This window comes from Latilactobacillus curvatus JCM 1096 = DSM 20019 (assembly GCF_004101845.1).
Lineage (GTDB): Bacteria > Bacillota > Bacilli > Lactobacillales > Lactobacillaceae > Latilactobacillus > Latilactobacillus curvatus.
The window spans coordinates 1216030-1230646 of sequence record NZ_CP026116.1; the positions used below are offsets into that span (position 1 = coordinate 1216030).

The 14617-nt window shown below is 40.9% G+C and carries 12 protein-coding genes and 1 pseudogene; 3 read left to right on the forward strand and 10 right to left on the reverse strand.

Going from position 1 to position 14617, the window contains the following annotated elements; translation table 11 throughout:
• Positions 1-70: 70 nt before the first annotated feature.
• Both LCU_RS06330 and glmU read right to left on the reverse strand, forming a co-directional pair.
• On the reverse strand, positions 71-1042 hold the full coding sequence (locus LCU_RS06330; RefSeq protein WP_004270350.1) for a ribose-phosphate diphosphokinase: 972 nt from the start codon (positions 1040-1042) through the stop codon (positions 71-73).
• 807 nt (positions 1043-1849) lie between these two features.
• Entirely contained in the window at positions 1850-3238 is a 1389-nt protein-coding gene (gene glmU / locus LCU_RS06340) for a bifunctional UDP-N-acetylglucosamine diphosphorylase/glucosamine-1-phosphate N-acetyltransferase GlmU (protein ID WP_128486115.1), read from the reverse strand.
• A 133-nt stretch (positions 3239-3371) separates the two neighbouring features.
• Between glmU and LCU_RS06345 the strand changes: the two genes are divergently transcribed.
• Both LCU_RS06345 and dhaS read left to right on the forward strand, forming a co-directional pair.
• Positions 3372-4004, forward strand: coding sequence for a L,D-transpeptidase (locus LCU_RS06345; protein WP_056967125.1), 633 nt, complete (start codon positions 3372-3374; stop codon positions 4002-4004).
• A 48-nt stretch (positions 4005-4052) separates the two neighbouring features.
• Complete coding sequence (gene dhaS, locus LCU_RS06350) at positions 4053-4628, forward strand: dihydroxyacetone kinase transcriptional activator DhaS (protein WP_054644396.1); 576 nt, start codon at positions 4053-4055, stop codon at positions 4626-4628.
• A 35-nt stretch (positions 4629-4663) separates the two neighbouring features.
• Here the strand turns inward: dhaS and rfbB are convergent.
• Positions 4664-5693, reverse strand: a pseudogene (gene rfbB, locus LCU_RS06355) (dTDP-glucose 4,6-dehydratase).
• 269 nt (positions 5694-5962) lie between these two features.
• Here rfbB and LCU_RS06360 point away from each other — a divergent pair.
• A complete protein-coding gene (locus LCU_RS06360; RefSeq protein WP_011373852.1) occupies positions 5963-6883 on the forward strand; it encodes an IS30-like element ISLsa1 family transposase in 921 nt (306 codons plus the stop codon).
• A 92-nt stretch (positions 6884-6975) separates the two neighbouring features.
• On the opposite strand, the gene dhaM is transcribed toward LCU_RS06360, so the two are convergent.
• From dhaM to LCU_RS06395, 7 genes are all read right to left on the reverse strand, one after another.
• Complete coding sequence (gene dhaM, locus LCU_RS06365) at positions 6976-7347, reverse strand: dihydroxyacetone kinase phosphoryl donor subunit DhaM (protein WP_039099616.1); 372 nt, start codon at positions 7345-7347, stop codon at positions 6976-6978.
• Positions 7344-7928, reverse strand: coding sequence for a dihydroxyacetone kinase subunit DhaL (dhaL, locus tag LCU_RS06370; protein ID WP_054644225.1), 585 nt, complete (start codon positions 7926-7928; stop codon positions 7344-7346). The genes dhaM and dhaL overlap by 4 nt, the downstream gene beginning before the upstream one ends.
• Before the next feature lie 12 nt (positions 7929-7940).
• Complete coding sequence (dhaK, locus tag LCU_RS06375) at positions 7941-8936, reverse strand: dihydroxyacetone kinase subunit DhaK (RefSeq protein WP_056966527.1); 996 nt, start codon at positions 8934-8936, stop codon at positions 7941-7943.
• 140 nt (positions 8937-9076) lie between these two features.
• Entirely contained in the window at positions 9077-9913 is an 837-nt protein-coding gene (gene purR, locus LCU_RS06380) for a pur operon repressor (protein WP_004270382.1), read from the reverse strand.
• 190 nt (positions 9914-10103) lie between these two features.
• Positions 10104-10961 carry a 4-(cytidine 5'-diphospho)-2-C-methyl-D-erythritol kinase gene (gene ispE / locus LCU_RS06385; protein WP_054644223.1) on the reverse strand — a complete coding sequence of 286 codons (858 nt, stop codon included), beginning with the start codon at positions 10959-10961 and terminating at the stop codon, positions 10104-10106.
• 125 nt (positions 10962-11086) lie between these two features.
• Positions 11087-11530, reverse strand: coding sequence for a MarR family winged helix-turn-helix transcriptional regulator (locus tag LCU_RS06390; protein ID WP_100069776.1), 444 nt, complete (start codon positions 11528-11530; stop codon positions 11087-11089).
• 46 nt (positions 11531-11576) lie between these two features.
• Complete coding sequence (locus LCU_RS06395; protein ID WP_164905624.1) at positions 11577-14501, reverse strand: YhgE/Pip family protein; 2925 nt, start codon at positions 14499-14501, stop codon at positions 11577-11579.
• Positions 14502-14617 lie beyond the last annotated feature (116 nt).

Consider the following 14617-nt stretch of genomic DNA (forward strand, 5'->3'; position numbering starts at 1 on the left):
TTCAGGCGTTTTTAATTGTTAGCTTATTGAAATGTGCTTCCCCAAAGCTAACCCGTTCAAGTTAGCACGCTTATCTTTTAAATCTGTTTTCAAATAATGGACTGACTGGTTTGTTTTCATGGATTCGTTTGATGGCGTCCCCAATAAGTGGCCCGACAGAAACTTGTACCATTTTATCGATTAATTTTTCTTTTGGAAGATTAATTGAATCTGTAACAATCATTTGCTTAATCACTGAATCTTCGATTCGTTGAATAGCTGGGCCAGACAATACTGGATGTGTACAACATGCGAATACTTCTGTTGCACCAGCATCTTTCAATGCTTGCGCAGCTAACGTAATTGTGCCGGCAGTATCAATCATATCATCAATGATGATTGCGCGTTTACCGTTAACATTCCCGATAATATTCATCACTTCAGAAACATTCGGTCTTGGGCGACGTTTGTCGATAATTGCGATTGGTGTCTTTAAGAAATCAGCTAATTTACGAGCACGTGTAACCCCACCGTGATCGGGTGAAACAACAACAGCATTTTCAGCCAAGTCATTGCTCAAGAAATAATCAGCCAATAAAGGAGCACCCATCAAGTGATCCACTGGAATATCGAAGAACCCTTGGATTTGTACGGCATGTAAGTCTAATGCTAAAATTCGGTTAGCCCCTGCCATCGTTAACATATTAGCCACTAATTTAGCGGTAATCGGTTCACGTGAGCGAGCCTTACGATCTTGACGTGCGTAACCATAATAAGGTAACACAACATTGATTGTTTTAGCAGATGCACGACGCAATGCATCAATCATAATCATGATTTCCATCAAGTTATCATTAACTGGTGCAGATGTTGATTGAATAATGAAAATTTCGTCGCCACGAATACTTTCTTCAATATTAATCTGGATTTCACCATCACTAAAACGTTTAACAGAAGATTTTCCTAAAGGAACCCCAACTTCAGCCGCGATTTTCTCAGCTAAGGGCTTATTAGAGTTCAAAGCAAAGATTTTCAACTTAGGGTCGAAATATTGTTCAGACATGTCAGCCTCCAAAAAATTTATGTTAGTATCTATTTAAAGTTTAGGCATTTTCACCCCGGAAATCAAGATTAAAACTTAAAAAGTTCACAAATGTTGTAAAGTAAGCGCTGTTCATTAGAAACGTGAGAGAAAAAGAAAAAGTTAATAGCGATTACCATCGAACCTCCCGTTTAGTATCCCATTAAATCCCCAAAAATGCTTGATTATTTTGGATTATGGATTAAATTGTCATTTAGTGCAAGACAAGGTACACTCATTGAAAAAGGCGGTTACTATGACCCGCCTTAAATACACTATTTTTAATAATCTCTATCTTTTAATTCTGGTAATTATTATTACTTCCGATCGCTTATTTCACCTCAGCATGCCCTATTTTATTCTTGGTCTTATTCTATTCGTTGCCGTTTTGATTTATCAGTATCATTTTTTCTACCCCAGTCACCCAAACTACAATCCTAAAAATTATCGCATTACAAAAATGGGCTGGGCAACCACCGCTGTTGGGTGTCTTATCATACTTCTTCTAATCTTATTTTCAAGTGGTTCAATTTGGATTTGGCCCGCTTTTCTAATCGCCTTCTTAATACGCGATTATTTCTCAACTTTAAAATAACTACAAATATCAAAAAAATCGTCCGTAATCTCAAAAATAAGATTACGGACGATTTTTATTTTAAGATGTGCTTTACAACACTAAGCTAATCGTCACAAACACACTTTAATCCAAAACGTGCTTCTTGTCACCGTAATTTCCGCTTAATCTAACATCGTATTAATGCTCAATTACTAACCGCCACAGCCAGCACTCTATTGCCATTCTTCGTCATTTGCTACTGGTAGTTTTGCCCAGTAGTTTTCTTTGTTTGTTTGACGGGCACGGGCGATGGCCATTGCCTTTTCTGGGACATCATCCGTGATGGTTGAGCCAGCTGCAATGAAGGTGTGATCTGCAATTTCAACCGGTGCGACAATGTTTGAGTTGCTACCGATGAAGACATGGCTGCCAACATTTGCGTGGTGTTTAGCCACGCCATCATAGTTAACAAAGACTACGCCACAGCCAACATTAATATCAGTGCCTAATGTGGCATCGCCAACATAACTTAAATGGCCAATCTTCGTGCGATCGCCAATTTTAGCATTCTTCACTTCACAGAAGTTCCCAACATGGACGTCTTCACCAATTTCAGCGTTTGGGCGTAAATGACTGTTAGGCCCAATGTTTGACCCCGTGTGCATGATAGCTGATTCAATCGTTGAACTTGTGATTTGAATGTTGTCTTCAATTGTTGAATCAATAATAGTTGAGCCAGCACCAACGAAACAATCTGAACCAATTGTTGTGTTCCCTTTTAAGACGACGTTAGGTTCAACAATTGTATCATTACCAATCTGAACGCCCACTTCGATATAAGTATTTTCTGGATCAATTAATGTCACACCATTACGCATGTGTTCTGTATTGATGCGTTTACGCATCACTTTTGTTGCTGCAGCAAGAGCAACTCGATCATTAACACCCATTGATTCTTCAAAGTTTGGCATTCTGTAAGCAGCGACAATTTCGCCTTTTTTCTTCAAGATTTCAACCACATCCGTTAAGTAGTATTCACCTTGTGCGTTCTTATTCGTCACTTCGTGCAAAGCTTGGAATAAGGTCTTGTTGTCAAAGCAATAAACGCCCGTATTAATTTCATTAACAGCCGCTTCTTTATCATTAGTATCTTTTTGTTCAACGATTTTTTCGACAATCCCGATATCATTCCGGATAATCCGGCCGTAACCTGTTGGGTCTGGGGCCGTTGCTGTTAAAATCGTTGCCTTAGCGCCTTTATCATGATGGTATGCAAATAATTTTTCAAAGGTTTCAGCGGTTAAAAGTGGCGTATCGCCACTGACCACAATCGTAATGCCATCTTCATCTTTCAGTAAAGCTTCAGCTTGTAAAACCGCATGGCCAGTCCCTAATTGTTCAGCTTGTAATGCATATTGTGACCGGTCGCCGAGATAATCTTTCACCTTTTCAGCGCCGTGCCCAACAATTGTGACCACATTGGTTGGGTGCGTTCTTTCAACTTGGGTTAAAACATGATCTACCATTGGTCGACCACAAACCTCATGTAATACTTTATATAATTTTGACTTCATGCGAGTACCTTTACCCGCTGCTAAAATAATTGCATTTTTATTAACCATCATAAGCTCCTCGTCATTCGTGATTACTGGTCTATTTTAGCTTAAATACTAGGCTAGAGCAAGCTAATCCGTATTGAAGTTTAGCGCTTTATCCCGTATACTGGAGGTACTTTATTGCAGAAGGAAGTCGGCCATGCCAAAACTGACAAACAACATTCGATTAATGCTCGGCAGCATCATTGTTGCCATTGCCTTACTAATTGGTGGGTATTGGTCTACCTCAGCTCGGCATCAAACACACCAAGCCGCAGTCACGTCCTCTACCAAATCACAATCGCATGCGAGGCAACCACCGATAAAATCAAAAAAAACGACTCACCCGACACCAATTGACTGGCGTGCGCCTTCCGAAAACAAACCATACCCTAATTTAGACGAACAACCCGATTTATGGGTCGACGTTTCAATTGCACAGCAACGTGTCTACCTTAAAAATGGCAATGATCTTTTGTACATAATGCATGCTTCGACCGGTTCTCCTGAGTCACCCACACCAACTGGTACCTTCTATATCGAAGCTGAACACGGCGACTCATTTTTCAATGCAAATTCCGGGGAAGGTGCCAAATATTGGCGCTCTTTCCTAGATCATGGTATTTATCTTTTTCACAGTGTGCCCACAGATGAAGCTGGCAATTTCATTCCAGAAGAAGCAGAGCAATTAGGCAAAAAAGCTAATTCACACGGCTGTATCCGTTTATCAGTAGCTGATGCCCAATGGTTCTATACCGCAATTCCATATAATACAAAAGTCGTCATTCACTAGCTTGAATGACGACTTTTTACTTAATAACGTTCAAAAGGAGATGCCCTGATGACTCAGACAACCCAACAAACGATTGCCACGGCTTTTAAACAGTTAATGGTTGAACAACCTTTTAATAAAATTAGCGTCACCACCATCATGAATAAAACTGGCATTCGACGCCAAACCTTTTATGATTATTTCCCTGATAAATATGCGTTATTAGATTGGATTTACGATCAAGAAATCGGTGTCTACATCGACGAGCATCTCAACTATATTCATTGGACACAGGTGTTGGCGCAACTATTTAACTACTTCGATGCTAACCGCGCCTTCTATCAAAATGCTTTGTCGATTGAAGGGCAAAACGCCTTCGAACGCCATTTTATTCATCACGTCCACCAACTGATTAATCGGATTATTCAAGATCTTGCTAGCGCCCATCACATTACGTTATCCACCGACTACCAAGCCTTTTTACTTAGTTTTCTTTCCAACGCATTAGTTGCTTACACCGCTGAATGGCTCCGCAGTCGTCATCCCCAATCAGTTTCAAAAGTAATCACTGCCCTAAAAATGACATTAACTGATACAATTAACGGTTTATTATTACGTACAGGACACTTATATGAACAACGGTAATTATAAGATAATCCCATCAAAATTTAATTTCATATTTATTGACCATTCTTAGCGTAGTTGGCTTCCACAGCTGCTTTTTCTGCTTGCCACCAGTCTTCATTGTCACGATACCAGTCGATGGTATGTTGTAAGCCTGATTTAAAATCAGTGAATTCTGGTTGCCAGCCTAATTCTTCCCGTAATTTCGTTGAATCGATGGCATACCGTAAGTCATGACCTGGACGGTCTTTAACTTGATCGTAAGCATCTTTGGGTTGCCCCATTAATTCTAAGATTAATTCCAAAACATCTTTGTTATTTTGTTCGCCGTCGGCACCGATTAAGTAGGTTTCACCGATTTTGCCTTTGGTTAAAATTGCCCAAACGGCGCTTGAGTGATCATTCGTATGAATCCAGTCACGCACGTTTTGTCCTGAACCGTAAAGTTTTGGTCGAATCCCACTTAAAATATTGGTAATTTGACGAGGAATGAATTTTTCAATGTGTTGGTAAGGGCCATAATTTGTTTGAACAGTTTGAAATGGTTGCTTGTAGGCCGAATGAACGCACCCATGCCCGGACTAACAAGTCTGAGCTCGCCTTTGATGATGAATAAGGGCTACTTGGGTTATAACGGGTTTCAGGAGTGAATTTTTCACCAACGCCTTCGCCATGACCAGGTAAGTCTTCACGTAATGGTAAATCACCGTATACTTCATCGGTTGAAACGTGGTGATAACGCACATTATACTTGCGACATGCTTCAATCAACGTATATGAGCCGATAATGTTCGTTTGAATAAAGAGTGAAGGATCTTTCAAAGAGTTATCGTTGTGACTTTCGGCAGCATAGTGTACCACTGCGTCTGTCTTTTGAACTAACTTATCGACTAATTCAGCGTCACAGATATCGCCAACAACTAATTCCACACGGTCTGCTGGTAAACCGGCTAAGTTAGCGCGATTGCCAGCGTAAGTTAATTTATCTAAAACCGTCACGTGAACTTCTGGATGGTTATTCACCACATAATGCACGAAGTTAGAACCGATAAAGCCGGCCCCACCAGTAACAATAATATTTTTCAACCTGAATCCTCCTAATAATATGTTAATCATAGTATTCATTCTTAATTTATTTAAATATAACAGCAATATCTATTTAATACATAGCTTACCGTATTTTAAAATCACATTACCGTCCTCAACAATATTTTAAAGTTATTACTAGTTACATTATTAAAAATCATCTTTTCTTTTGGCAAATTCTATAATTAATCCGAACAGAAATTAAAAAGCCCAAAGCAATCACTTACAATGGTAGTAGCTAATTCCAACCAATATAGGGAGTGATTACTTTGGGTACATCTACTTTATCACGTTTTCAACGTGGCGCACTAGCACAACTGGTCAATGAGGGGAATAAATCTTACCAAGTAATGGCTGACGCCTTAGGCGTCGCCAAAGCTACGATTAGCTATGAGTTGGACCGAGTTAAACCTTATGATCCAGAATTAGCTCAGCAAGATGCAGATCGCAAAAGGCGGAATTGCGGTCGTCGTTCGATGCTGACGGCAGCATTAGCGACTTTAATTACCAATCACTTACGATTAACCTGGTCACCAGAAACCATTGCGGCCGCTTATAACTTGAGCACTGCGTCAATTTATAATTGGCTTAATCGTGGCTGGCTCCCCTTCAAATTGACTGATCTACCCAATCGGAATGTCCGCCAGCACCGAGTGAGCGAAAATCGTGGGAAATTTACAAGTGGGACTTCCATCGAACAACGGCCAACAACTGTTAATCAACGGTTAGCTTTTGGTCATTGGGAAGTAGATACGGTGCTTTCTAGTCGAAGTGAGTCACGATCATGTCTGGTTACATTCGTAGAACGTAAGACCCGACTTCTATGGGCCATCAAAGCCCCTAATAGAACGGCTAAGGCTCTAAACACCGCCTTTGGCAAGTTTATGGGGGCCTTCGGTCCCCAAGTAAAATCCATTACTGTTGATCATGGTAAAGAGTTTGCCAATTATCAGGCCTTAGAACAGGATTATCAGATCAAAGTTTATTTTTGCCATCCATATTCACCATGGGAGCGAGGTTCCAATGAATATTTTAATAGACGGTTACGCTGGTTCTTCCCGAAAAAGACCAATTTTAGCCAAGTAACGACTGATGAGATCCTAGCAGCACTTGAACTAATTAATCAACGACCATTAAAAATACATCATCAACAGACTGCCATTGAAAGATTCCGGGCTTGTTCGGATTAAACTTGTAATTTGCCTTTTGAATATTATTCTATATAAAAAACTGCTTAAACTCAGTCTCCAAAACAGACATCATTTTAAGCAGTTTTTACTTCTTATTTAATCTTCAACGGTGCTAATTGGGCTTCAATTGCAGCTAAATCCGTCCCTGCTTGCAACAATGCCGCTGCCGTATAGCAACCTTCGATTAAAGCAACATCGTATAGATGCACCGTTTTATCCGTTAGTTCTTGGGCCAATTCGAGGTTCATCTTAGCGCTCCCTAAGTCGTAGAAGGCTAACAATTCTTGCCCTGCATTGGCTTCAAAAGCACTTTGAATCTTCATTGCGCTAGTCCCAATACCACCTTCGTCCGTGCCACCAGCAGTCGTTACTGAAACATCAGCGGCAACTTCTTTAATTAAACGCGCTACACCGGCCGCAATTTCTGGTACGTGAGAAACAATCACAACACCATATTCACTCATGATAATACCCCCGCCATTAACATTGTAGTAAATAAATACCCACTAGAAGCCGCCCCTGGATCAACATGTCCGATTGAGCGTTCACCGACATAAGATGCCCGACCTTTGGTTGCTTGCATATCTTTGGTTGATTCGACGGCAGCTTCAATTGCAGCCACATCTAAAGTACCATCTTCAACCGCTTTGACAACGGGAGCCCAAACGTCGATCAACGTCTTTTCACCAACTTGTGCATGCCCGCGTTTTTGAATTCCTTCTAAACCGGCTGCCAATAATGGGCCGACTTCAAGTGTCGTACTGCTTAGTTTTGCCATTTCTAAAAAGGCTGTCCCATAGAGTGGACCAGAAGCCCCACCAACTTTGCTGATGAGCATCATCGCAGTCGTTTTCAAAATACCTTGTACATCGGTTGGCTGTTGCTTGGTCAATGCTTCATGCACAGCTAACAAGCCCCGCGACATGTTATTACCGTGATCACCATCACCAATCGGTGTATCAAGTTCACTTAGATAATCTTTTTCAGCTTGAATTTTTGCATCAAACAATTCAAGCCATTTCAATGTATTTTCAACTGTTAACATGGTATCTCTCCTTTACCAACCAATCGTTGTGACTGGTTCATCTAATTTAGCAACCCAACCAGGTTCAATTAATTTCATAATTGTTAATGACACACCGGCCATATCTAAAGAGGTCATATAATTGCCGACTTTTGTGAAGTCGACTTCAACATTTTCAGCGGCCAAGAGGTCCAAGACATCATTCATAAAGACGTATTGTTCCATCAGTGGTGTTGCACCTAAGCCATTTACCATTACCGCAAAATGTTCGCCGGCCGTCATGTGGTGGGCTTCTTTTAACTTGCCGACTAATTCAGTTGCTAGGTGTTTCGAATCTTGTAATTTTTCACGGCGATAACCTGGTTCACCGTGAATCCCTACACCATATTCAATCTCATCAGGCGCTAATTCAAACCCCGGTTTTCCGACCTCAGGAACGGTTGCGCCAGATAAGGCGACCCCGATTGTCTTAATATTCGGTGTAATTTGGTGCGCTAATTCTTCAATTGCTTCGATACCAGCACCTTGACGGGTATAAGCACCCAGAATCTTGTGGACGAAGATTGTCCCCGCAACACCACGGCGTCCTTGCGTATACGTACTATTTTCAACAGCAATGTCGTCATCAACAACGATTGAGCGAACGTCAATATCATCCATAGCCGCCATATCCTTCGCCATTTCAAAATTCATCACATCGCCTGAATAATTCTTAATGACTAAGAACACACCACGGCCCGCGTCAGCTGCTTTAATTGCTTCATAAATTTGATCAGGTGTTGGTGATGTAAAGACTTGTCCGCACACAGCGGCCGTCAACATGCCATCGCCGACAAAACCAGCGTGCGTTGGTTCATGACCACTACCGCCCCCACTGACAATCCCGACTTGTGGCCGATGTTTTAAATCGGCGATTTTCATCACTGCTTCTGTTCCTGGAATTTGTTTGAGTTGGTCTGGATAACTCCGCACTAAACCTTGGACCATCTCCGTTACAATTTGGCTTGGATCATTCATTATTTTTTTCATAGTAACCTCCTCTTAAATATAACTTCAGTCTATGTTACCGCTGTCATTTATGCAACGGACAAAGCTTGGAAACTGTCCGAAAGCACTTCAAATAAAAAAAGCACCCGCACAATTAACCTGTCCGGGTGCTATCAAATCGTTTAAGCTAAGCGATCTGCATTCTTTGTTAAGTAATTACCATAACTGACACTTAACGTTTTATTTTCAATATCAACTTTATCAACCTTCAAGATTGATGTGTAATCATCAACCATCCGATTGCCTTCGAAATCTGATTCAGCAAAGACAGAAATGCCAACCATTTCAGAATCAAACTCTTCAATCAAGCTCTTCATCCCATTGACGGTGCCGCCGCCTTTCATGAAATCATCGACAATTAAGACTTTGGAATTTTCAGGTAAGCTGCGCTTTGAAAGTTCCATCTTTTCGATGCGAGCTGATGAACCAGAAACATAGTTCACACTGACCGTTGAACCTTCAGTAATTTTTGAATCACGGCGCACAATTACAAATGGCACATTTAAGTACATCGCAACGCTCTGTGCGATTGGAATTCCCTTTGTTGCAACGGTCATAACAGCCGTCACTTCTTTACCCACATATTGGTTGGCGATTAAACGCCCAACTTGCCGTAATACTTCTGGACGTCCAAGTAAGTCTGATAAATAGACGTAACCACCAGGTAATAAGCGATCATTTTCTGAAAGCCGTTGTGCCATCTCAGCGATAAAAGCTTCTGCTTCATCTTGTTTAATCATTGGCATGTAGCGCACACCACCAGCAGCGCCCGGAACCGTTTCTAAGATCCCTGTGCCACGATTAAAAAAGGTCCGCTTCACAATTGATAAATCTTCACTGATTGATGACTTAGCTGATTCGTAACGGTTTGAAAAGAATGTCAATGGAATCAACGTATGTGGTCTTTCTAATAAATAGCGTGTCATATCGATTAATCGATCGCTTCTTCTAACTTTCATGTTGAATACCCCTCTATATATTACTTTACTGTTATTTCCGAAAAAAACTGTCTACCAATCAATTATATAGAAATCTTCGGTTAAATCCTAGTCTTTTTTAAAAAAAGAGCTTAATTGTTCGCTTTTATCCCATTAAAGCGATTCCTACGCCAATTAAAAACGCCTCAACCATTTGATTGTCGGCGTTTTATTATGGTTTCAATGGTTTAACCAGATATACCTCAGCGCAAAATCCGGACATACTATTATAAATCCGTTGAGCCCGTGAATACTGACTACAGATACCAAATACCGTTGGACCACTACCACTCATCTGAGCAACATCCGCACCAAACTGCAATAACCGCTCACTTAATTGCTTGATAACTGGATAACGTTCAGTCGTAATCGGTGCTAAAACATTCCCCATATTGCGAGTCATTGCATTTAAATCTCCAGCTTCAACGGCTGCAACCAGCGCCTCAGTTTGTGGATGCTGTTGAATCTGGTCGCAATCCAATGCACGAATAATCCGCGGCGTCGAAACACTGACTTCCGGTTTCACGACAACGACCCAAAAATTCGGTAATGATCCGAGTGGTTTGATCTGATCGCCTTTGCCAGTGACAAGGGCGGTTTCTCCATATACGCAATATGGCACATCCGAATCAATTTGTAGCCCTAATCGCGCCAATTGTTCGCGCGTTAAACCAAGTTGCCATAGTTCGTTTAACCCCCGTAAAACAGCGGCTGCATCAGAACTTCCGCCGCCTAAGCCAGCCGCAACTGGAATATGCTTATCAATTTCAATTAAAGCACCGGTTGGAATCTGATAGGTGTGTTGTAATAATTGAGCTGCTTTGTAGGCCAGGTTACGCTGATCTTCTGGCAAAAAGCCACTTGATGTGCGGACCTCAATTGCGGGATCATCGCGTAATGTTATCTGAACATAGTCTGCCAAATCAATCGACGTCATCACCATCTGCCACTCGGGTTCCCCATCGTCATGTAGAAAGAGTGCATCTAAACTGAGATTGATTTTAGCAGGTGCTTTTTCAATTCGTTGCATCACATTCACCTTTTACCTAGCATTTAATTGTTTCATTATACTCATATCTGCTTGTAAAAACCAACCTTTTAACAATGCATCCAAAAAAGCACTGACAATCATCTGTCAGTGCTCTTCAGTCGATATTATTGATTATCTTTTACCATAATCTTATGTCTAAATTCATTCATTAAATCAAGCATCTGCTTGGCATTTTCCTTACCAAACGTCTCCATCCACGAGGCAAACCGATTATGGATCTTCGGATTTAATTCTTCAACTGTTTTTTGACCAGACGGCGTTAAATTTAAAATCAACCGGCGCCGATCATCGGGATCAATTTCTTGTGTAATATAGTCTAATTTAAGTAAAACACGAATCTGTCGAGAAATTGCACCGCGTGTTACGCCTCGTTTTTTAGCAATATCAATTAGACTCACTGAATTATCATCAGCAATCTCTTTCATAATCAGATATTGTTCAAAAGACAATTGGTAAGCTTGCGTTGGTTCAGAAACCAAGTCTTCGACATATTTAATCGCCGACATGTAAAGTTCAACGTATTCATCCAACAATTGACTATCTTTCACAATATTTCCCACCTTTTTATTTATTTCTTAACTGTACCACAAATCTTTAAGCTTGACTATTTGGTGTTTGCGTTAACTTTTGTTTTAACTCTCCGCCGAACAAACCGGCGAAGAACACTGCACAAAAGATCACCAAGACGATTAAGACTAACCAAAGTTGTGAACCATTGCCGTTGACAACTTGTTCGAACCCACTAATCGTGTAAGTCCCTGGCAAGAAGATTGCCACACCACGATAGAAGCCTGAAAGCATGTCATTCGGGAAGAGTCCCCCTGTAATGATGAGTTGTAAGAACAATAACCCGAAGGCCATTAAAATTCCCATCGTTCCAAAGAGTTTATCCAATGCTAAACATGCAAGGGTAAAGACCGCACTCGTCATCATACTTAAGACGAAGAATGCGAACGGTTGTGCAATCGTCAATCCAAAAAGGTTTGCAAAGATATCAATTAATAAGGCTTGTGCGACAACTACGCCAGCTACAACCAACATCCGTTGCTTAAGTCCACTATGTGCTAATGTTTCACCATAGCGATAAAGTGTTAATTGCGTCAACATTGCCCCAACAAAGAAGACAAGTGTTAAGACTAATGGCGAGAAGGTATTAATTAATGCGCCATGATTTGTATCTGATAGTAATTGATCTTTGACTGGTTGCACGAAATGTTCTACATTTGCGGAACCTGTTGAAAGATTGGCAACTTGCTTGCTACCATCGATTAACTTGACGTTTAATAAGCTAATCCCAGCACCCGCTTGGCCTAAGCCAGTCGTTAATTGTCCAGCACCATCTGCCAATAAGCCTGAACCCTCGTTAATTTGTGTAATGCCAGAAACAAGCGTTGGTGCTTTTTGGTTTAATTCTTGTAGACCATTTGCTAATTGATGGCTACCATTGTTGAGCTGTTGGACGCCACTGCCAAGTTGACTTTGTAGTGTTTGCAATCCATTATTCAATTGTTGTCCACCATCATTGAGTTGTTGCACACCACTTGCCAAAGCTGGTGTTTGCCCATTTAATGTTTGTAGACCAGCTTTTAATTGTTGACCACCATTGTTAAGTTGATTGTTATTAGCAACTAATTGATTGCTCCCCGTAGCTGCGGTTGAAACGCCATTCAGATAAGTTGTCAATCCCGGCATCAATCCAGGTTGTCCTACCTTACCTTTTAATCCTTCCTGGATTTGAACTAATCCATCATGAATCATGTCAGCGGCTTGAATCCCGCCCATTGTATCCGGCGTATTTCCTTTTTGTTTTAATCCAGTATCAACTTTAGCTAATCCCGATGTTAAGGTATCAATGGCCCGTGTGGCACCATTTAGCGCTAATGGCGCTTGATCTTCGCTTGCCATCTTGGCAATGCCTGCTTTTAATTGCGCCATATTATCAGCGGTCTTCGTTAATTCATCGGATACTGCTTGTAATTGAACGCCGGTATCACTCATATTATTGCCCATCATGCCTAAGTTGGCTTGAATGGCTTGCATGTTCTTTCCTGAAGATTCTAATTGGCTACCAGCATTGAGTAAGTCTTTTTTAGCTGCACCGCCAATCATTATTACTCTCAACGCGATAGAAGGGTTATCAGCCAAGAATGTTTTAAATGTCGGATTGTTTTCGGCTAGATCGTTTAACTTCTGTAATTGTGCACCAGCATCTTGTAAGCTGCTCGCGACACTATCCGTTTTAGCGGTATTGTAAACCTTATCGTTAACTTGACTTAGATTAGACCCACTATCTTGTAACAAATCCCCTGTATTTTTTGTATTATCCGCAATCTTTAATAAGTCTGCATTGATAATTTCGGAATTATCATTATTGGAATGATTCACTTTTTGATCTAACTCTTGAATACCAGCATTTAAAGCGCCTAAACCAGCCTTCAATTGTGTTAATTGTTCTTTATTACCATCAAGACTCGCTTCGATTTCATCAGCTGCCGCAGTCAACTTTTCGCTCAACTGCTTGGTGCCATCAGTTAATTGGTCGACACCGCCATTGATTTGTTGCCCACCAGCTAAAATTGTTTGGTTATTGGCTGCTAATTGGTTTAAACCAGCATTAATTTGACCTGCTCCAGCTGTATAATCTCCAAGCCCAGTTGAAAGTTGCCCAGCACCCGTCGTTAATTGTTGGACTCCACTTTGAAGTGGGGCTGTTTTGCCAGCTAATTGTTGTAAGCCACCTGAAAGTTGTCCTGAACCAGTAACAAGTTGTTGGACACCAGATCCGGTTTTGTCAGATAATTGTTGTAAGCCATCTGAAAGCTGACCTGATCCAGTTGTTAATTGTTGCACGCCACTTGCCAATGGCGCACTACCATCTGCCAATTGTTGTGTCCCACTATGCAACACATTTAAATTATCATAGATTTGTTGGCTCCCATTTGATAATTGACCGGCTGCTGTGTTTAACTTTTTAACGCCATTGCTAGCTTCTTGTACGCCACTGCCTAGCGTGCCGATTGCACCAAGCAAGGCTTGATTATAAGCTTCTTGAATTTTTTGAACGACACTGCCCTTCATTTGGTTCACGACTTGGGTTGTAATCATGCCGGCCATGTAGTTATTTTTCTTAGACGTTTCAACTTTTAACAAGCTGACTTTAGGTGACTTATCTAACGCGGTTGTCGCATTTTTAGAAAAGTCTTTCGGTAAGACAACCTGCATCGCGTATCGACCGCTAGCTAAGTTCGCTTTTGCATCCTTAGCACTGACAAATTGCCAATCGACCCGGTGATCATTGCGCAACGTTTTTAGTACCTGTTGCCCAACTGCCACCTTTTTCCCTTTAAATGTTGCGGATTGATCTTGATTCACAACCGCGACTTTCATATGTTTAATATTAGTGGTCTGTTCGTACTTAATAAAATTAAATGTGATTAGTAATAGTAAAATCGGAATTAAGCAGATCATAATAATGAACCCACCTAACTTCACTTTATTCTCTCTCCAATTGCCAAACATATTCTTTCTCCCTTTTGTATACGTCATAAACATTCTATATGATATTGTTTTATCAAACGAATGTCAACATCTAATCAACCACGTGAAGTATATGGCGATTCGTCAATCTGCTTTTT